Raw genomic sequence first — 17,530 nt, 5'->3', positions numbered from 1 at the left:
GCGCCGCCCGCGGACCCGGCGGACATCGCCGAGGTCGAACGGGTCATCCCCGCAGCGGTCGTGACCGGGCCCCGCAACGGTCGTGACGGGCGGGGCCCTTGCGCGAGTCCGGGGGTCAGATCTTGTGGAAGTCCCAGGAGACGATGCGGTCCGGGGTGAGGCGGAGCCAGGCGTGGCGGCCGTCGTGGGGCATCTCGTCCAAGCCGAAGTACTTGGCCGCGAAGATCCGTTCCGGCGCTTCCAGTTCGGAGCAGGGCTCGCCCGTGCGGGGGGATTCGCCGACGAAGACGGCGCGGCCGGACAGCTCCACGCCGCGCAGCTCCGCGTACTCGTGGCCGTCGTCGACGACCACCGCGAGGCGGGGGTCGTGCCGGAGCTGGGCCCAGCGCCTGCTGCGCGTCACGGAATACAGCCACAGGGATTCCTCGTGCCAGCAGAACCACAGGGCTCCCACATGCGGGGTGCCGTCGGCGCCCACCGTGGCGACGCGACAGGTGCGTTGCTCCACGAGGAAGGCGTCCCGCTCCTCCGGCGTCATCATGATCCGGCGGCCCCGCCGCTGCTCGGTGACGGTCATGCGTTCCGCGCCTCCCTGCTGACGTCGCGTCAGATTTTTCGGCCCCGACATCATCCGCTGTCTTCCGGGCTCGCGCAATGCCTCCTATCGTGCCGCGGCATGGCTACGGACGAAGCGTATGGCAACGATCGCCGGCTCACCGCCCTGCTGGACCCCGCCACCACCGCGCTGCTCACCGTCGAGTGCCAGCGCGGCGTCGTCGGGGACGACAGCGCGCTGCCCGAACTCGCGGACGCGGCACGCGCGTCCGGGGCACTCGAACGGGTCGCGCGGCTGACGGCGGCGGCCCATGCGGCGGGCGTGCAGGTGGTGCACGCCGTCGCCGAGCGGCGCCCCGACGGGCGGGGCGCCAACCGCAACGCGCGCCTCTTCCGGGCTGCCGAACGGCTGCCCGTCCAGCAGCTCACCGGGTCCGACGCCGTCCGCGTCGCCGACCCCATCGCGGTCGCCGACGCGGATCTCGTCGTCCGCCGCCTGCACGGCCTCTCGCCGCTCGCGGGCACGGACGTCGATCCGCTGCTGCGCAACATGGGCGTACGGACGCTGATCGTCACCGGCGTCTCGGCGAACGTGGCGATACCGAACGCTGTGTTCGACGCGGTGAACCTGGGGTACACCGCCGTGGTGCCGGCCGACGCCATCGCCGGGGTGCCCGCGGACTACACCCCCGCGATAGTCCGGCACACCCTGGCGCTGGTCGCGACCGTCACCACGGCGGATGCCGTCATCGGCTGCTGGAGGACACCGTCGTCGCCGTCAGGCGAGCCGGACGGTGCCGTCCTTCACCGAGACACGCTTCCCGGGCAGTGAGCGGCGGGCGGGGCCCGCCTTCACGCTGCCGTCGGAGATGTCGTACTTGCTGCCGTGGCACGGGCAGTTGATGGTGCCCCCCGACACCTCGTTCACCAGGCAGCCCTTGTGCTGGCAGGTCGCCGAGAACGCCTTGAACTCGCCCGCGCTCGGCTGTGTGACGACCACCTTCCGGTCCTCGAAGACCTTGCCGCCGCCCTCCGGGATCTCCGCGACCCGGCCGAGCGCGCCCCCGCCGTCCCCGTCCCCGCCGTTCCCGGGGTCCCCGCCCTCCTCGTCGTCCGCTTCCCCATCCGACTCCTTCTCGTCGTCCGCGCCGCCCCCGTCTCCGTATCCCCCGCCTTCGCCGTCACCGTCGTCGGAGCCGTCGCCGGAGTCCCCGCAGGAGACGAGCGTGGCGGCGAGACCGGCCATGCCCGCGGCGGCGAGAACGGACCGGCGGGAGGTGAGCTGGTGGTTCATGGTGGCGTTCCTGTCCGTGCGTCCGGCGGTGCTTTCCGCCGTGCAGTACGGAGCGCGGCCGTGCCCCGTTCAAGGGAACGCGGAGGAATTCCCGGAACCTCCTCTCACCGCCCGGCCAGGCGGCGCCGCCCGGCCGCCCCGCGGAAGCCGACCGCGGTCAGGGCGGCGGTCATCAGGGCCAGGGCCACGGCTTGGGCGAGGACGCTGCCGAGGGTGAGGGAGGGCAGCGGCACGGCGAGCCAGAAGTCCAGCATGGACAGCCGCAGAGCCAGCAGCACCAGGCCGAGCGCGGCCAGTGCGAGGGCGGTTCCCCCGTCCTCCTCCGCGTGCCGGTCGGGGCGGCGGGCGCGCAGGAGCAGCCAGCCGAGCGATCCGAGGACGAAGACCGAGGCCGGTGCCCAGACCCCGTCGGCCGCCTCCGGCAGCGTCGTCACCGCCGCGCCCATCGCCACGCAGCACGCCGCGAACACCAGTCCGGGACGGCCGGCCGGGAGCGCCGAGGGGAGCGTCGCCGACGGCGCGTCGTGGTGGTAGGCGGCGCAGAGCGCGAGCGCCGTGAGCCAGGCGAAGAGTGCCGTGGTCCACGTGTACGCCGAGGCGTCCGGCGCCCACGCGTCCCCGAGCGGGGCGAGCAGCGGCCAGAGCGTCGGCAGCGCGGCGAGCAGCACGCACGTACGGGCGAGCCGCCTGCGGTCCCGTACGAGCGCGGCGTACCCCGCGGTCCACAGCAGCGGCAGCACCCACTCGGCGACGGCGGCGGCCGTGCGGACCGGACCCTGGCCGGTGAAGCCGGTGAGGAACATCTGGCGCTCCGCGTGCCCGCCGCCGGTGGCCCAGGTCACCGAGAGCACCCGGTCGGCGAGCGAGGAGGCGGCCAGGAGCAGCAGGGCGAAGAGCGCGAAGTGCCGGGCGGCGCGCCCGAGCACCGCGTACGGCCGCTCCGCGTCGGGCGCGCCCAGCCGCACGCGCACCGCGAGCGCCGCGATGCTGGCGACCTCGCCGACCGTGGGCCGGGCCTGCTCCTGCGCGCCGGTGTCCAGCTCGCCCAGGTAGGTGTCGACCATCTCCTCCTCGCGGACCCGGCGGTAGGAGGCGGGGAGCAGCCGCAGCACCGCGCGGTAACGCGCTTCCAGCAGCGTCGTCATGCGAGACCTCCCGCGAGCCCGGGCCCCGGCCGGGGGCCGGGGGGAGTTTCCGGGGTGCCCTTGTCGGGTTCGCCCCGCTCGTCCCCGCGTCCCGCCGCTATGCGCCGCTGCGCCGCGCTGGCCCCGGCCGCCATCCGCCGGGCCTCGGCGTCCAGCGCCTCGACGCCTTCGTCGGTGAGGCGGTAATAGCGCCGGAGTCTGCCCTGCTGCACCTCCTCGCGGTCGAGCGTGATCAGCCCGTCCGCGGTGAGCCGGTCGAGCACCCCGTAGAGCGTCCCGACCCGGAGCTGCACCTCCTCGCCGGACATCTCCTCGACCTCGCGCAGGATCCCGTACCCGTGCCGTGGCTGGTCCGCCAGGGCGGTCAGCACGAAGAAGGCGGTCCGCGTCATGCTCCTCGATGCCATGACGCCAGGATATTATGGAATCCAGGATATTCAAGCGCGTTGAGAGGGCGTGGCCGACCGGGACCGGGCGAGGTCAGGCCCGGGTGTAGCGGAGCAGGACGACCTTGCCGTCGTACGTCTTGGCCTCGACGAGGTCGAGGTCGAAGCGCGCGGGGTCGAGGAACGTGGGGCGTCCGCCGCCGAGGACGACGGGGTGGACGGAGATCTGGTACTCGTCGATGAGCCCGTGCTCGGTGAGGTGGGCGGCCAGCGTGGAGCCGCCGAAGAGCACGAGGTTGGTGCCCGACTCCTTGAGCCGGGTGATCTGGCCCGCGACGTCGTCCTTGATGATCCGGGTGTTCCAGTCGGCCTTCTCCAGCGTGCGGGAGACGACGTACTTGGGGATCTCCCGCCAGAAGGGGGCGAACCGCAGGTCGTGCGGGTCGTCCGACAGCTCCTCGGCCCGGGGCCAGAAGCCGGACATCATGTCCCACACCTTGCGCCCGTAGAGGAAGGCGTCCGCGAACTTGTTGAGCTCCTGCCCGTGGTCGGACAGCTCGGACTCCATCACCGGCCAGTCGAACTCCCCCTCAGGGCCCTCGATGTAGCCGTCGACGGTCTGGGCGACGAAGTGGATCAGCTTGCCAGTGGCCATGGGGATTCCTCGCGTCGAGCGGTGTATGTGACTGCGGGGCGCCGTGGTCCGGGGATCCGGAGGGCGTCCCGCCGCACAGCATGCTTCCGAGGCGGAACGGCGGGATCAACGCCTGTTCCCGCATGGATGCGATCACCGTGGATTATCAGTCGTGCCGGCCGGTGACCGGAGGCCGCAGGCAGGAGGCCGCGCGGACGAGTGAGGCGAGCGCGGGGGAGTGGCTCTTCGGCGGCCAGGCGAGGACCGTGGTGACGTCCGGCGCGTCCACGACGGGGACCGCGACATGGCCGGGCCACTGCCAGGCCCGGCTGGAGGCGGGGATGACCAGCAGTGTCCTGCCGAGCGCCACGAGCTGGGCGAGCTGTGACTGCGTGTGCACCTCGGGGCCGGGCCCGTCCGGGTAGGTGCCGTCGAGCCGCGGCCACCGGGCGATCGGCAGGTCCGGCACGTCGCTGACCTCCGCGAGCGTGAGCCGCTCGCGGGACGCGAGGGGATGCCCCGCCGGGAGCAGCGCGATCTGGCCCTCGACGTACAGGTCCTCGGTGTCGAACCCGGCGAGGTCGTCGTAGGGGCGGTGCATGAGCGCCACGTCGGCGCGCCCGTCGCGCAGCAGCCCGGCCTGCTCGCCGACCTCGCACAGCAGGACCTCGACCGGCGCCGCGCCGGGCTCTTCCGCGAGCGCGCCGAGCAGCCCCCGCAGCAGCTCGTGCGAGGCCCCGGCCTTCGTCACGAGCACCAGCGGCCGCTTCGGGTCCCCGGCCCGCCGCGTGCGGCGTGCGGCGGCCGCTACCGCGTCGAGCGCGGCACGCGCCTCCCGGAGCAGCACCCCGCCCGCTTCGGTGAGCGCGACCCCGCGCCGGTCCCGGTCGAGGAGCCGGACCCCGAGCCGCCGCTCCAACTGCCGGACGGCGCGGGAGAGGGGCGGCTGCGCGATCCCGAGCCGTTCGGCGGCGCGTCCGAAGTGCAGCTCCTCGGCGACGGCGACGAAGTACCGGAGTTCGCGGGTCTCAAGCTCGTGCACGCACGGAGCCTACGCTCACGGGCTCCGCGGCCCCGCCGTCCTGATACCCGGCGGGTATCACAACGTACCGAGCCGATCTTGGACATCGCGCACCCGGCCCGCCGAGCATGGGACGCGTGAACGGGACAAGGACCGCGCTGGTCACCGGCGCCAACAAGGGAATCGGCCTCGCCGTCGCACGGGGCCTCGGAGCGCTCGGCTTCACCGTCGCGGTGGGAGCGCGCGACGGGGTGAGGCGCGAGAAGGCCGTACGGGAACTCCGCGACGCGGGCCTCGACGCGTTCGGCGTCGCCCTCGACGTCACGTCCGAGCGGAGCGCCGAGGACGCCGCGGCGGCCGTCGAGCGGCGGACGGGCCGCCTCGACGTCCTCGTCAACAACGCGGGCATCTCCGGCCGGACCGACGGCGGCGCCCAGGACCCCACGACGCTCGACCTCGACGTCTTCCGCACCGTCCTGGACACCAACGTCCTCGGGGTCGTCCGGGTGACGAACGCGATGCTGCCGCTGCTCCACCGTGCCGACTCGCCGCGCATCGTCAACATGTCCAGCAACATGGGCTCGCTGACCCTGCGGACCGGGCCCATCATGGCCGCCTACGCCCCGTCGAAGACGCTGCTCAACAGCCTCACGACCCAGTACGCCCGCCGCCTCGCCGATACGCCCGTCATCGTGAACGCCGCGTGCCCCGGCTACGTCGCCACCGACTTCACCGGCTTCGACGGCCCCCGCACCCCCGGGGAGGGCGCCGCCGTCGTCCTCCGCCTCGCCACCCTCCCCGACGACGGCCCCCGCGGCGCCTTCTTCGACGAGGCGGGGCCCGTGGCCTGGTGAGCGATGAGTTCCGGGGGGCACCGAGGTCATATACGCGAGGACGCAGGCCGCACCCGGAGGAGACCCGTGGGAAAGCTCATCTACTCGATGATCACCTCGCTCGACGGCTACGCCGAGGCCGCCGAGGGCGACCTCGGCACCGGCGCCGAGGACCAGGAGGTGCACACGTACATCGGCGACCTCTTCCGCCCCGTCGGCACGTACCTCTACGGCCGGAGGATGTACGAGACGATGGTCTACTGGGAGACCGCGCACACCGAGCCCGGCCTGCCGCCGCACATCCTGGAGTACGCCCGCGACTGGCAGGCCGCCGAGAAGATCGTGTACTCGACGACGCTGGAGTCGGTCTCCAGCACGAGGACCAGGATCGAGCGGACCTTCGACCCGGAGGCCGTACGCGCGCTCAAGGCCGCCTCGGACCACGACCTCACCGTCGACGGTCCGAACCTCGCGGCCCAGGCCATCGCGGCCGGTCTGGTGGACGAGTACCACCTGTTCATCACCACGAGCGTGGTCGGCGGCGGCAAGCGGTTCTTCCCCGACGGCGTGCGCCTCGATCTCGAACTCGTCGGGCAGCGGGCCTTCGCCAGTGGTCTGATCCACGCCCACTACCGGCCCCGTCAGGTGCAGGGGTCGAGGGTCGGGTAACCGACGGCCCCCGAGGTCTTCCAGAGCGTCTTGTTCAGCGCGGCGGTCCACGTGCCGTCGCGGAACGAGCGGGTGAGCGACTGGTTGATGAAGTCGCACATCTCCGAGTCGCCCTTGCGGTAGCCCACGGCGTACCGCTCGCTGCTGATCTGCTCGCCGATCACCTTCAGCTCGTCCGGCCGCTGCGCCGCGTAGCCCAGGAGCATCGCGCCGTCGGTGGTCACGGCGTCGACGGAGCCGCCCAGGAGCTGCCGGACGCACTGGGCGTATGTGTCGCGGGCCACCGGCTGCGCCCGGTACTCCTTGCGGATCCGCGGGATCGAGGTCGCGCCCTTGGCCGAGCACACCTGCTTGCCCGCGATGTCCTTCGGGGTCTTCACGTTCTTGTCGCCCTTGCGCACGAGGAGCTGCTGGCCCGTCTCGTAGTACGGGCCCGCCATGCCGACGAGCTCGCGGCGTTCGGACGTGATCGAGTACGAGGCGAGGACGAGGTCCACGGTCTTGTCGCGCAGGTACTTCTCGCGGTTCTGGGACTGGGTCTCCACCCACTTGATCTTCTCGGGCCTGATGCCGAGCTGGCCCGCGATGATCCGGGCCATCTCGATGTCGAAGCCCTCCGGGGCGTCGGCCCCGGACTCGCGGTAGCCGATGCCGGGCTGGTCGTACTTCACGCCGATCCGGATCGTGCCCGCGTCGTGCAGCTTCTCCATCGTGCTGCCCTGGGGGAAGTCGGTGTCGGAGGCCACCTTCACCGGCTCCGCGTCCTCCTTCTCCTCCTCGCCGAAGAGCCCGCACCCGGTCAGGGCGGGGACGAGGGCCGCGCAGCACAGCAGGGCGCCGAGCGAGGAGCGCCGCGAGGGGCGCCGCCAGGGATGTCGCGAGGAATGCTGCCAGGAACGCTGTTTCGGAACAGCCATGAGCTCTCTCCACCGGGTGAGCGAAGGACGTACCCGCGGGCGCGGAAGCGTCACCCTGCGCCTGATCCGCCCAGCACCGTTCGCGCGCCGCCCGTGACTCCGAGCGAGGCGTTGCGCGGTATCTCAACAGACGCCGGGCGCTTCCGCCAGTGTTCTGGACCACACGCGCCACGATCGTTGTGGAGCGGGACAAGCGGGACGTACGTTCCTGAGGGGATCGGCCAAGCACCCCGGGGCCCGTGGGGTGCAGCCTGGGCGCGGGGCGGCGCCGGGGCGTCCCGGCCCGGCCGGAACCGGGGCCCGACGTGGTGAGGAGTGCCCGTGGACGCCTGGACGCTCGGCGATCTGATGGACGTCATCGGCGGCACGGCCCTGCGCCTGCACACCGCGCCCGCCGGACCGGGCGTTCCGGTCACCGAGGCGCTGCTGTACGACGCGGACGTCCCCCTGCCGTACGCACCCGGCGCCCTGCTGCTCGCCGTCGGCGTACGGGCGGCGGCTGCCGGGCCGCTCGTACGGGCGGCGGCGGGGGCCGGGATGACCGGCGTCGTGGTGCGGGGCACGGACGGGCCGGTCGGCGAGGCCGAGGCCTGCGGCGTGGCGCTGCTGGCGGTCGACGAGGACACGGCCTGGCACCATGTGCACCTCATGCTGGCCTCGGCGATCGGCGCCAGGCCCGAACACGGCGGCGGGCTGGGGGACCTGTTCGCGCTGGCCGACGCGGTCGCGGCGGCGACCGGCGGCGCCACGGCCGTGGAGGACCCGCGCCAGCGGATCCTGGCCTACTCCACCGTGCCCGGCCAGCCGGTCGACGAGGACCGGCGGCAGGGCATCCTCGGCCTCCAGGTGCCGGGCAGCGTGGAGAACTCGGAGCAGGTCCGGCGGGTCTTCGCCGCCGACGGGCCCGTGCGCCTGCCCGCGCTCGGCGAGGGCGTCCTGCCGCGTCTGGCCGTCGCGGTGCGGGCGGGCGGCGAGACGCTCGGCGCGGTCTGGGTCGTCGACAGCGGCACGCTCGCCCCGGACGCCGAGGAGACGCTGGCCCAGGGCGCGTCCACGGCCGCGCTGCTCCTGCTGCGCGCCCGCGCGGCGCAGGAACTGGCCCGCCATCAGAACACCGACCTCGTACGCCGGTTGCTCGACGGCTCAGCCGACGCCTCCACCGCGGCGCACCGACTGGGCTGGAACGCGGTTCGCGTCGCCGCGTTCGTCCTGGACGCGGCGGCGAGCGTGCCCGACGCCGAACGGACCTCGCTGCGGCTGCTGGATGTCGTGCGCCTCCAGTGCGAGGCGCGCTACGGACGGCACGCGTGCGTGCTGCTGGACGGGGTGGTGTACGCGCTGCTGCCCGCGCCCGGCCAGAGCGTGCCCGGCCAGAGCGTGCCCGGCGCGAATGGCGCGCCGCGCGGGCCCGGCCGGGAGCGGGCCGCGGAACCCGACAGGGCCAAGGCCGACGAGCGGCACCGGCGGCTCGCGGAAGACATCGTGCGCCGCGCCGGCCAGTCGCTGCGCGCCCCCGTACGGGCGGCGCTCGGCGAGATCGTCCCGTACCTCGGCGGGGTGGCGGACTCCCGCGCGGACGCGGACCTGGTGCTGCGCCTGCTGGACGGCGAACGGCCCGTGGCCACGGTCGACGACGTGCGCCCCCGGGTGACGCTGCTGCTGCTCTCCGAACTGATGCGGGAGCGGCGGCCGTTGCGCGCCGGGGCCTGGCGCCGGGTGCTGGCGGCGGACGCCGAGCACGGCACCGCCTACGCCCGCACCCTGGTCGCCTGGTTCGACGCGGGCTGCGACGTGGGACGGGCCGCGAAGACGCTGTCCGTGCACCCCAACACGTGCCGCTACCGGCTGCGGCAGGCGGGCCGCCAGCTCGGCATCGACCTCGACGACCCGGACGAACGCCTCGTCCTCTGGCTCCAGTTGCGGACGTTGCCGGAGCAGCCTCCGCGCGGTGGGTGACGCCTCAGCGCAGCTCGCGGACGAGCGTGCCGACGACGGCGTCCACCTTGTCCTCGTCGAACGACTCCGAGCCGATGAGCAGGGTGACGGCCCGCCGTCCGTCCTCGGTGACGGCGTTCCTGACCTTGTGGCCGGTCTCCATGTAGCCGCTGTGCCCCCAGGTGACGAAGCCGGGCGCGGTCTCGTAGCGCTCGACGCCCAGGCCGTAGCGCCCGCCCTCGCCGTCGCCGACGGTCCTCCGCATCTCGGCGAGCTGCGCCGGGGCCAGCAGCCTCCCGCTCCACAGCGCGGTCCAGAAGGCGGTCGTGTCGGCGGCGGTCGAGACCAGGGCGCCCGAGGCGTCGGCGGCGGAGGTGTTCCACTCCGTCTTGTCCACCAGCTTCCCCTTCCGCTCCACGTAACCGCGCAGGTCGGGCCGGGGGAGCGCGACGCGGTCGCCGGGCCAGGACGTGTGGCGCAGCCCGAGGGGCCGGATGATCCGCCGTTCGATCTCGGTGCCGATGGCGCGGCCGGTGACCTCGGAGACGATCAGTCCGGCGAGGTTGTAGTTGGTGTTGGAGTAGGAGAAGCCGGACGGCGCCCGCTCGGGCGGGGGCAGGGTGAGGGCCTGCTCGACCGTCCGCAGCGGCTCGAAGTGGTCCCAGCGGCGGGCCTCCAGGTCCTCCCAGTAGGGCGCCTCCAGATAGTCGGGCAGGCCGCTGGTGTGCTGGAGGAGCTGACGGACCGTGATCTCACGGCCGTCGTAGTGCCGGGTGCGGATGAGGCCCGGCAGGTGGTCCTCGACGGTGTCGTCGAGCCCGAGCCGTCCCTCGCCGACGAGCTGGAGGACGACCGTGGCCGTCCAGGTCTTGGTGTTGCTGGCGAGGCGGCTGTGTTCGTCGCCCACCGCCGGACGGCCCGTACGGATGTCGGCGAGGCCGACCCCGCCGGTGCGCAGGCCGCGACGCGGGCTCTTCACCGCCGCGCTGATCCCCGAGGCACCGGCGTCGGCCAGCTCCCTGAGCGCCTTCTCGAAGGGGCCGGTGTCGTGCCGGGGGGCCGCCGCCGGCGCCGCCCCCGGTGCCGTCGCCGGTGCCGCCGCCGCGGCGGGCGCGGTCACCAGGGAAGCCGTGAACGCCAGCCCTCCGAGCACAGTCGTCCTCCGTCGCATGCTCTCTCCTTTTCCGCGGGTCCTGTGAGGCGAGGTCCTCGCCAGCCTCGGGTCCGCGACGCGGCGCGCGCATGGGACGCCCGGCCAGAGATCTCCCGGACGTTTTGTCCGTATGGCCAACGGGCCGGGGGAGCGCGGTGCCTACGTTGAGGCCATGTCCCCAGCCGCCCGTCCCCCAGCCGCCCGTCCCCCAGCCGCCCGTCCCTCAGCCGCCCGTTCCTCGGCCCCGCACGGCCGCGCCGTCGTCGCCGACGCCCACAACGACCTGCTCATGGCCGTCGCCGCCCGCCCGCCGGAGCGCTGGGGCGCGTTCTTCCGGGAACGGTGGCTGCCGCAACTGCGCGACGGCGGCATCGGCATCCAGGTCCTGCCGGTCTTCATCGACGACCAGTACCGGCCCGAGGGCGCGCTCCGGCAGACCCTGCGCATGATCGAGTGCGCCCACGTTCTCGCCGAGGCCAACGAGGACCATGTCGCCCTGTGCACGGACGGCACGGACATCGAACGGGCCCTCGCCGCCGACCGGATCGCGCTCGTCCTCGCGCTGGAGAGCGCGCCGGGCGTCGACGCGTCCGTCGAGCTGTTCTCCACCCTGTTCCGGCTCGGCGTCCGTATCGCCTCGATCGCCCACTGGGGCCGCACCCCGCTCGCCGACGGCAGCCGGGAGGACGCCACCGGCAGCAGGCTGACCACCTCCGGCGTGCGGGCGCTGCGCGAGATGGAACGCCTGCGCATGCTCTTCGACATCTCCCACCTGGGCGCGAGCGGCGTCGCCCACGTCCTGGAACTCGCCACCCGCCCCCTGATCGCCACCCACTCCTGCGCCCGTGCCCTGCGCGACCACCACCGCAACCTCACCGACGAGCAGATCCGCGGCGTCGCGGCCACCGGCGGCGTGGTCTGCGTGAACTTCGTCCCGGACTTCCTCACGGACGACGAGACGAAGGTCGGCGTCGACCGCGTCGTCGACCACATCGAGCACGTCGCCGCCGTCGCCGGGACCGATCACGTCGGCATCGGCGCCGACTTCCTCCGCGAGGTCGTGGCGGACGTGACCCCGCCCTGCTGCGAGAACGACGCCGAGGACCCGGGCTTCGCCTTCCCCGGCCTGGAGGGCCCGGCCGACATGCCCCGGGTAGTCGAGGCGCTGCGCCGCCGGGGCCTGCCCGAGGAGGACGTCCACAAGATCCTCGGCGGCAACGTACGCCGCCTCATGACCGCGCACCTGGGCTGACGCCCCGTCAATCCCTTTTCCCCGGAGGCCCCCTCGTGCCGTACGACGACGAAACGCACCGTACTCTGTCCCTGGACGCCATGCTCGCGGACCTCGAAGCGCTCGTGACGTGCGAGTCCTTCAGCGACGACCACGCCGCCGTGGCCCGCTGCGCGCAGGTGGTCGCCGACCGGGGCCGCCGCCTGCTCGGCGCCCCGCCACAGACGCTCGTCGTCGCGGGCGTCACGCATCTGCGCTGGACGTTCGGCACGCCGCGCGTCCTGCTGCTCGGCCACCACGACACCGTCTGGCCCACCGGCTCGCTCGCCACGCACCCCTGGTCGGTCGAGGACGGCATCGCCCGGGGCCCCGGCGTCTTCGACATGAAGGCCGGACTGGTCCAGATGTTCCACGCCCTCGCCACGCTGCCGTCCCTCGACGGCCTCTGCGTCCTCGTCACCGGCGACGAGGAGACCGGCTCGGCCACCTCGCGCGCGCTCGTCGAGGACCTCGCGCGCCGCTGTACGGCCACCCTCGTGCTGGAGCCGTCGGCACCCGGGGGAGCGCTGAAGACCGGCCGCAAGGGCGTCTCCCGCTACGACATCACCGCACACGGCCGCGCCGCCCACTCCGGCCTGGACCCCGAGAAGGGCATCGACGCGGCCACCGAGATCGCCCACCAGATCCTCGCCCTGCGCGGCGTCGCCGACGCCGTCACCGCCTCCGCCGGGCCCGGAACGACCGTGACGCCCACGGTCGTACGGGCCGGGACGACGGGCAACACCGTTCCCGCGCGCGCCACGCTGCGCGTGGACGTGCGCGTGCCGGACGCCGCCGCGCAGGAGGAGACGGACCGCCTCGTCAGAGCCCTGGAACCGAGGGTCCCCGGCGCCCGGCTGGAGATCGACGGCGGCCCCGACCGGCCGCCCCTCGACCCCGCAGCCTCCCGCGAACTGTTCGGCCTGGCCGCCGCCGAGGCCGCACGGCTCGGCCTCGCCCCGCCGCGCGGCGCGGCCGTCGGCGGCGCGTCCGACGGCAACTACGCCGCCGGGACCGGATGTCCCACCCTCGACGGCCTCGGCGCGGTCGGCGACGGCGCGCACGCCGACCACGAACACGTCGTCACCGCCGCCATGCCCGGCCGCGCCCGGCTCCTGGCCCGCCTGGCCGAGACCCTGCGCGGGCCACGGGCGCCCCGCGTACCGGGAGCGCCGCGATGAGCCGGACGACGCTCGGCACCACCGTCCGCGAGCTGCGCCGCATGACCGACCTCGACGCCGTCGAACGCCTCCACGCCCGCATCTGGGGCTCCGCGCCCGGCAGTTCGCCCCTCACCGCCGAGGTGATGAGGGCCCTGGCCCACTCCGGGAACTACGTGGCAGGTGCGTACGAGGACGAGCGGCTGGTCGGCGCCTCCGTCGCGTTCTTCGCCGAACCCGTGGGCACCAGCCTCCACTCGCACATCACCGGCGCCGTCATGGGACGGGGCGTCGGCCTCGCCCTCAAGACCCACCAGCGGCGCTGGGCGCTCGACCGCCGCCTCACCCGCATCACCTGGACGTACGACCCGCTCATCCGCCGCAACGCCCACTTCAACCTGGCGAAACTGGGCGCCCGTCCCGAGGCGTATCTGACCCGCTTCTACGGCGCCATGGACGACGCCGTCAACGGCGGCGACGAGTCCGACCGCGTCCTCGCCGTCTGGGACCTCGCCGCGCCCGTCCCGGCCCCGGCCGTGGACGTGCCCGCCGACGCCGCGTACGTCCTGCGTGACCGTGAAGGCCGCCCGCAGTCCGCCGCCACCGACGCGGACACCGTGCTCATCGACCTCCCGGACGACATCGAGGCCCTGCGCCGCACGGACCCCGGCGCCGCCCGGGCCTGGCGGCTGGCCGTACGGGAGACCCTCGGCGGGCTGCTCGCCGAGGGCGCCCGCGTCGTCGGCTTCCACGAACGCCGCCGCTACGTCGTCCGGCGCGCCACCGACCCGTCCCTTCCCAGAAGGAGCCCCCGGCCATGAAGACGAAGATCTCCGGCGTCGAGCTGCGCCGGATCGCGATGCCGCTCGTCGCCCCGTTCCGCACCTCGTTCGGCGTGGAGACCAGCCGCGACGTGCTGCTGGTCCGCGTCGTCGCCGACGGTCACGAGGGGTGGGCCGAGTGCGGGGCCATGGCGGAGCCGCGCTACTGCTCGGAGTACGCGGACGGCGCCCAGGACGTGCTGCGCCGCTTCCTCGTCCCCGCCCTGCCGAAGGACGGCGTGGACGCGCAGGACGTGGCCCGGATCCTGCGGCCCTTCACCGGCCACCGCATGGCGAAGTCCGCGCTGGAGACTGCGGTGCTGGACGCCCGGCTGCGGGCCGCCGGCGAGTCGTTCGGCTCGTACCTGGGCGCGGCCCGCGACCGGGTGCCCTGCGGCGTCTCGGTCGGGATCATGGACTCCGTGCCCGAACTGCTCGACGCCGTGGACGGCTATCTCGCCCAGGGGTACGTCCGTATCAAGCTGAAGATCGAGCCCGGCTGGGATGTCGCGCCCGTACGCGCCGTACGGGAACGCTTCGGCGACGAGCTGCTCCTCCAGGTCGACGCGAACGCCGCCTACACCCTGGCGGACGCCCAGCACCTCGCCGAACTGGACCACTTCGGCCTGCTGATGATCGAACAGCCCCTGGCCAACGACGACATGGTCCAGCACGCCGCGCTCGCCGGGCGGCTGCGCACCCCCGTCTGCCTGGACGAGTCCATCGAGTCCGCCGCCGACGCCGCCGCGGCCCTCTCCCTCGGCGCCTGCTCCGTCATCAACATCAAGCCCGGCCGGGTCGGCGGCTACCTCGAAGCCCGCCGTATCCACGACCTCGCCCGCGCCCACGGCGTCCCCGTCTGGTGCGGCGGCATGCTGGAGACCGGCGTCGGCCGCGCCGCCAACGTCGCCCTCGCCGCCCTGCCGGGATTCACCCTCCCCGGCGACACCTCCGGCTCCGACCGCTACTTCGCCACCGACCTCACGGACCCCTTCACCCTGGCCGACGGCCACCTCGCCGTCCCCTCCGCGCCCGGCCTCGGCGTCACTCCTCTCCCGGACGTCCTCGACGCGGTGACGACCTCCAGCGAATGGCTCGCGCTCTGACCCCGGTTGTGCTGCCTGGTCCTCTCCGACGAACGCTTCGTCAAGGACCCGGCGTACTACGGACGCCGGGGAGGCGGCGGCCACGCATGCCGCACTGCGGGACGCGCTCGCCGAACTGACCGAGAGCGGACGGGCCGAGCCGCGCGACGATCTCACCAGCACCCTGGTGCGGTACCGCGACGAGGACGGGCTCGCCGACTCCGAACTCGTGGACACGCTGCTGCTGATGCTCGTCGCCGGGCACGAGACGACGGTCGGCCTGCTGGTCAACGCCGTCCGCGCCCTCCTCGTACACTCCGCCGAACTGGCGCTGTTCAGGCGGTCGCCCGGCGGACGTGGGCGGCGATGCTGCCGTACACCCTCCGGGTCAGGTCCGGGTCTTTGCCGTGCAGGTCGTAGCCGTGGTCGGCGCCCCGCAGATCGAGGTGACCGGCCAGCGCACCGGCCTCGGCGAGCCTGTCCGCGTAGGCCACCCCTTCCGCGCGGAGCCGGTCGTACTCCGCCGTGATCACGAGTGCCGGTGCGATGCCGGTGAGGCCGTCGCCGTTGGTCCCCCACGCCGGGGAGACCAGGGGATTGCCGCGCTGGGCCGGGTCGGGGACGTAGGCCTTGTCGAACACGGCGGACATCCATGGCCGGAGCATGGGGGTGCGGCCGGTGGGCGCCTCCTTCCTGTACCCGGGAGTGACCAGGTCGAGCGGCGGATACTGCAGCACCTGCAGGGCGACCGCTGGGCCGCCCGCGTCCAGGGCCCGGCGGCACGCGGCGGCCGCGAGCCCGCCCCCGGCGCTCTGCCCGCCGACGCACACCGCGCCGCCCGACCAGGGGCGCTCCGGCGACGAGGCCCAGACCAGCGCGTCGTAGGCCTGGTGGGCGGCGACGGGGAACCGCGCGTGAGGGGCGCGCCGGTAGTCGATGCTCACCACGTGCACCCCCGCCTCGTGGGCGAGGAAACGGCACAGCGCGTCGTCCATCTCCGGCGTGCCCGTGGCGTAGCCGCCGCCGTGGATGTCGATATAGACACCGGTACCCGCGTCGTCGGCGGGCCGGTGGTGGAGGGCTCGCATGTCGCCGTGCCGGGTCGGCAGGGTGATCTCGCCGACACGCCCCGGGATCTCGGGGAACAGCGGGGTGACCCGCATACGAGCCACGAGCACCGCGCACAGGCGGGCGAGCGTATCGGCGACGAAGCCGTTGCCGAGCAGGGACAGGAACGGGGACGGAGTCAGGGGGAAGTGGGGTCGATTCGTCGACATCAGGGTGATCTCTCCGGTCTGCGGGTCTGACGGGATCAGCTCCGTGCCGTCGTGACGGGAGTGACGGGAGCTGCCGAACAGGGGGCGCTCGTGCGGCGAACGTGCCGGAGAGACGCACGCGGCGCTGTCCACGCCCAGGACGGGCGGACCTTCGCGTGCGGTTCAGTCAGGAAGAGATCGTCGTCCACCGGTGCGGGGAGAGCCCGCACGAGTGAACGCCACCGGCAGTTCGGTGGCTATGCCCTGTCCACTTCGATCAGTCCCATGCGGCGAGCCTAACAGCGCCGGTGCCGTCGTCCTCGGGCTTCGGGCAGGCCGTAATCTCTTCCCGTGCCAGCCTCCCGCCTGCATCGCGCCGCCGTCCTCGTGCTCGACGGCGCGAAGCCGCTCGACGTCGGAATCCCCGCGCAGGTGTTCACGACCCGCGCGAGCATGCCGTACGAGGTGCGGGTGTGCGGGGCGGCGCCCGGACTCGTGGCCGGCGGCGACGGTCTCGCGTACGCCGTCACGCACGGCCTCGACGCGCTCGCGTGGGCGGACATCGTCTTCGTCCCCGGCTACCGGTTCCCCGACCGCGACGATCCGCCCCGCGCCGTCGTCGACGCGCTGACCGCCGCTCACGACCGGGGCGCGCGGCTCGCCGCCATCTCGACGGGCGCCTTCGCGCTGGCCGCCACGGGGCTGCTCGACGGCAGGCGCGCGACGACGCACTGGCACTACACGCGGGCACTCGCCGCCCGCCATCCGCGCGTCCAGGTCGACGAGAACGTGCTCTTCGTCGACGAGGGCAGCGTGCTCACCTCGGCCGGCGCCGCCTCCGGCATCGACCTGTGCCTGCACATCCTGCGCGGCGACCTCGGCGTGGCCGCGTCCAACCACGCGGCCCGGCGGCTGGTCGCCGCCCCCTACCGCAGCGGCGGCCAGGCCCAGTATGTGCCGCGCAGCGTCCCCGAGCCGCTCGGCGAACGGTTCGCCGCCACCCGCGAGTGGGCGCTGCACCGGCTCGACGAACCCCTCACCCTGGACACCCTGGCGAGGCACGCCGAGGTCTCGCCGCGCACGTTCTCCCGGCGCTTCGTCGAGGAGACCGGCTGCACGCCGATGCAGTGGGTGATGCGTGCCCGCGTCGACCTCGCCCGCGAGCTGCTCGAACGTTCGCAGCGCGGCGTCGAGCAGATCGCCGCCGACGTCGGGCTCGGCACCGGCGCGAACCTGCGCCTGCACTTCCAACGCATCCTCGGCACGACGCCGGGGGAGTACCGGCGCACATTCACCCGGGGCGAATGACGCGCACGGCATCCCGTCGGCTCCTGCCTCTGGCGTGCTCTGGCGTGCTCTGGCGCGATGCTTTTGAAGCATGGCGATCACGCCACTG

19 protein-coding genes are annotated in these 17,530 nt (G+C 73.7%); 9 read left to right on the top strand and 10 right to left on the bottom strand.

What is annotated here, in order from left to right:
• Nucleotides 1-115: 115 nt before the first annotated feature.
• Complete coding sequence (locus ABD343_RS07945) at nt 116-577, bottom strand: pyridoxamine 5'-phosphate oxidase family protein (protein ID WP_344525496.1); 462 nt, start codon at nt 575-577, stop codon at nt 116-118.
• A 99-nt stretch (nt 578-676) separates the two neighbouring features.
• On the opposite strand from ABD343_RS07945, the gene ABD343_RS07940 reads away from it, so the two are divergent.
• Nucleotides 677-1,387 carry a cysteine hydrolase family protein gene (locus ABD343_RS07940; protein ID WP_344525494.1) on the top strand — a complete coding sequence of 237 codons (711 nt, stop codon included), beginning with the start codon at nt 677-679 and terminating at the stop codon, nt 1,385-1,387.
• On the opposite strand, the gene ABD343_RS07935 is transcribed toward ABD343_RS07940, so the two are convergent.
• The 5 genes from ABD343_RS07935 to ABD343_RS07915 form a co-directional block, all read right to left on the bottom strand.
• On the bottom strand, nt 1,334-1,849 hold the full coding sequence (locus tag ABD343_RS07935; protein WP_344525492.1) for a Rieske (2Fe-2S) protein: 516 nt from the start codon (nt 1,847-1,849) through the stop codon (nt 1,334-1,336). The two genes, ABD343_RS07940 and ABD343_RS07935, sit on opposite strands and share 54 nt — an antisense overlap.
• Before the next feature lie 104 nt (nt 1,850-1,953).
• The gene (locus tag ABD343_RS07930) at nt 1,954-2,994 is read right to left on the bottom strand and encodes a hypothetical protein (RefSeq protein WP_344525491.1); all 1,041 of its coding nucleotides are present in this window, start codon (nt 2,992-2,994) and stop codon (nt 1,954-1,956) included.
• On the bottom strand, nt 2,991-3,386 hold the full coding sequence (locus tag ABD343_RS07925) for a PadR family transcriptional regulator (protein ID WP_344525610.1): 396 nt from the start codon (nt 3,384-3,386) through the stop codon (nt 2,991-2,993). The genes ABD343_RS07930 and ABD343_RS07925 overlap by 4 nt, the downstream gene beginning before the upstream one ends.
• 88 nt (nt 3,387-3,474) lie before the next feature.
• On the bottom strand, nt 3,475-4,035 hold the full coding sequence (locus ABD343_RS07920) for a dihydrofolate reductase family protein (RefSeq protein WP_344525489.1): 561 nt from the start codon (nt 4,033-4,035) through the stop codon (nt 3,475-3,477).
• Nucleotides 4,036-4,180: 145 nt separating this feature from the next.
• Nucleotides 4,181-5,056 (bottom strand): LysR family transcriptional regulator, encoded by an 876-nt coding sequence (locus ABD343_RS07915; protein WP_344525488.1) that lies wholly within the window; start codon nt 5,054-5,056, stop codon nt 4,181-4,183.
• A 107-nt stretch (nt 5,057-5,163) separates the two neighbouring features.
• Between ABD343_RS07915 and ABD343_RS07910 the strand changes: the two genes are divergently transcribed.
• Both ABD343_RS07910 and ABD343_RS07905 read left to right on the top strand, forming a co-directional pair.
• Nucleotides 5,164-5,889, top strand: a complete 726-nt coding sequence (locus tag ABD343_RS07910) for an SDR family oxidoreductase (protein WP_344525486.1) — start codon at nt 5,164-5,166, stop codon at nt 5,887-5,889.
• Nucleotides 5,890-5,955: 66 nt separating this feature from the next.
• Nucleotides 5,956-6,537, top strand: coding sequence for a dihydrofolate reductase family protein (locus ABD343_RS07905; protein ID WP_344525484.1), 582 nt, complete (start codon nt 5,956-5,958; stop codon nt 6,535-6,537).
• Here ABD343_RS07905 and ABD343_RS07900 read toward each other — a convergent pair.
• Nucleotides 6,510-7,454 (bottom strand): glutamate ABC transporter substrate-binding protein, encoded by a 945-nt coding sequence (locus ABD343_RS07900; protein WP_344525483.1) that lies wholly within the window; start codon nt 7,452-7,454, stop codon nt 6,510-6,512. The two genes, ABD343_RS07905 and ABD343_RS07900, sit on opposite strands and share 28 nt — an antisense overlap.
• Nucleotides 7,455-7,775: 321 nt before the next feature.
• On the opposite strand from ABD343_RS07900, the gene ABD343_RS07895 reads away from it, so the two are divergent.
• Nucleotides 7,776-9,410, top strand: a complete 1,635-nt coding sequence (locus tag ABD343_RS07895; RefSeq protein WP_344525481.1) for a PucR family transcriptional regulator — start codon at nt 7,776-7,778, stop codon at nt 9,408-9,410.
• Between the two features lie 4 nt (nt 9,411-9,414).
• Here the strand turns inward: ABD343_RS07895 and ABD343_RS07890 are convergent, their stop codons facing one another.
• A complete protein-coding gene (locus tag ABD343_RS07890; RefSeq protein ID WP_344525480.1) occupies nt 9,415-10,560 on the bottom strand; it encodes a serine hydrolase domain-containing protein in 1,146 nt (381 codons plus the stop codon).
• Between the two features lie 271 nt (nt 10,561-10,831).
• On the opposite strand from ABD343_RS07890, the gene ABD343_RS07885 reads away from it, so the two are divergent.
• The 4 genes from ABD343_RS07885 (at nt 10,832) to menC (ending at nt 14,899) form a co-directional block, all read left to right on the top strand.
• On the top strand, nt 10,832-11,794 hold the full coding sequence (locus ABD343_RS07885; RefSeq protein ID WP_425578122.1) for a dipeptidase: 963 nt from the start codon (nt 10,832-10,834) through the stop codon (nt 11,792-11,794).
• An 80-nt stretch (nt 11,795-11,874) separates the two neighbouring features.
• Entirely contained in the window at nt 11,875-12,993 is a 1,119-nt protein-coding gene (locus tag ABD343_RS07880; protein ID WP_344525608.1) for a M20 family metallopeptidase, read from the top strand.
• Nucleotides 12,990-13,793, top strand: a complete 804-nt coding sequence (locus tag ABD343_RS07875; protein ID WP_344525476.1) for a GNAT family N-acetyltransferase — start codon at nt 12,990-12,992, stop codon at nt 13,791-13,793. The genes ABD343_RS07880 and ABD343_RS07875 overlap by 4 nt, the downstream gene beginning before the upstream one ends.
• Nucleotides 13,790-14,899: an o-succinylbenzoate synthase gene (menC, locus tag ABD343_RS07870; protein WP_344525475.1), complete on the top strand. Its 1,110-nt coding sequence runs from the start codon at nt 13,790-13,792 to the stop codon at nt 14,897-14,899. Before ABD343_RS07875 ends, menC begins: the two co-directional genes overlap by 4 nt.
• Before the next feature lie 40 nt (nt 14,900-14,939).
• Here menC and ABD343_RS07865 read toward each other — a convergent pair whose 3' ends face one another.
• Nucleotides 14,940-15,143: a hypothetical protein gene (locus tag ABD343_RS07865; protein WP_344525473.1), complete on the bottom strand. Its 204-nt coding sequence runs from the start codon at nt 15,141-15,143 to the stop codon at nt 14,940-14,942.
• A gap of 70 nt (nt 15,144-15,213) precedes the next feature.
• The gene (locus ABD343_RS07860; RefSeq protein ID WP_344525471.1) at nt 15,214-16,155 is read right to left on the bottom strand and encodes an alpha/beta hydrolase fold domain-containing protein; all 942 of its coding nucleotides are present in this window, start codon (nt 16,153-16,155) and stop codon (nt 15,214-15,216) included.
• Between the two features lie 330 nt (nt 16,156-16,485).
• Between ABD343_RS07860 and ABD343_RS07855 the strand changes: the two genes are divergently transcribed.
• The gene (locus tag ABD343_RS07855) at nt 16,486-17,442 is read left to right on the top strand and encodes a GlxA family transcriptional regulator (RefSeq protein WP_344525470.1); all 957 of its coding nucleotides are present in this window, start codon (nt 16,486-16,488) and stop codon (nt 17,440-17,442) included.
• Nucleotides 17,443-17,530: the final 88 nt, after the last annotated feature.

Origin of the sequence: Streptomyces albiaxialis, assembly GCF_039530985.1 — a bacterium.
GTDB lineage: Bacteria > Actinomycetota > Actinomycetes > Streptomycetales > Streptomycetaceae > Streptomyces > Streptomyces albiaxialis.
This window is presented reverse-complemented; position numbering and strand designations above follow the sequence as displayed.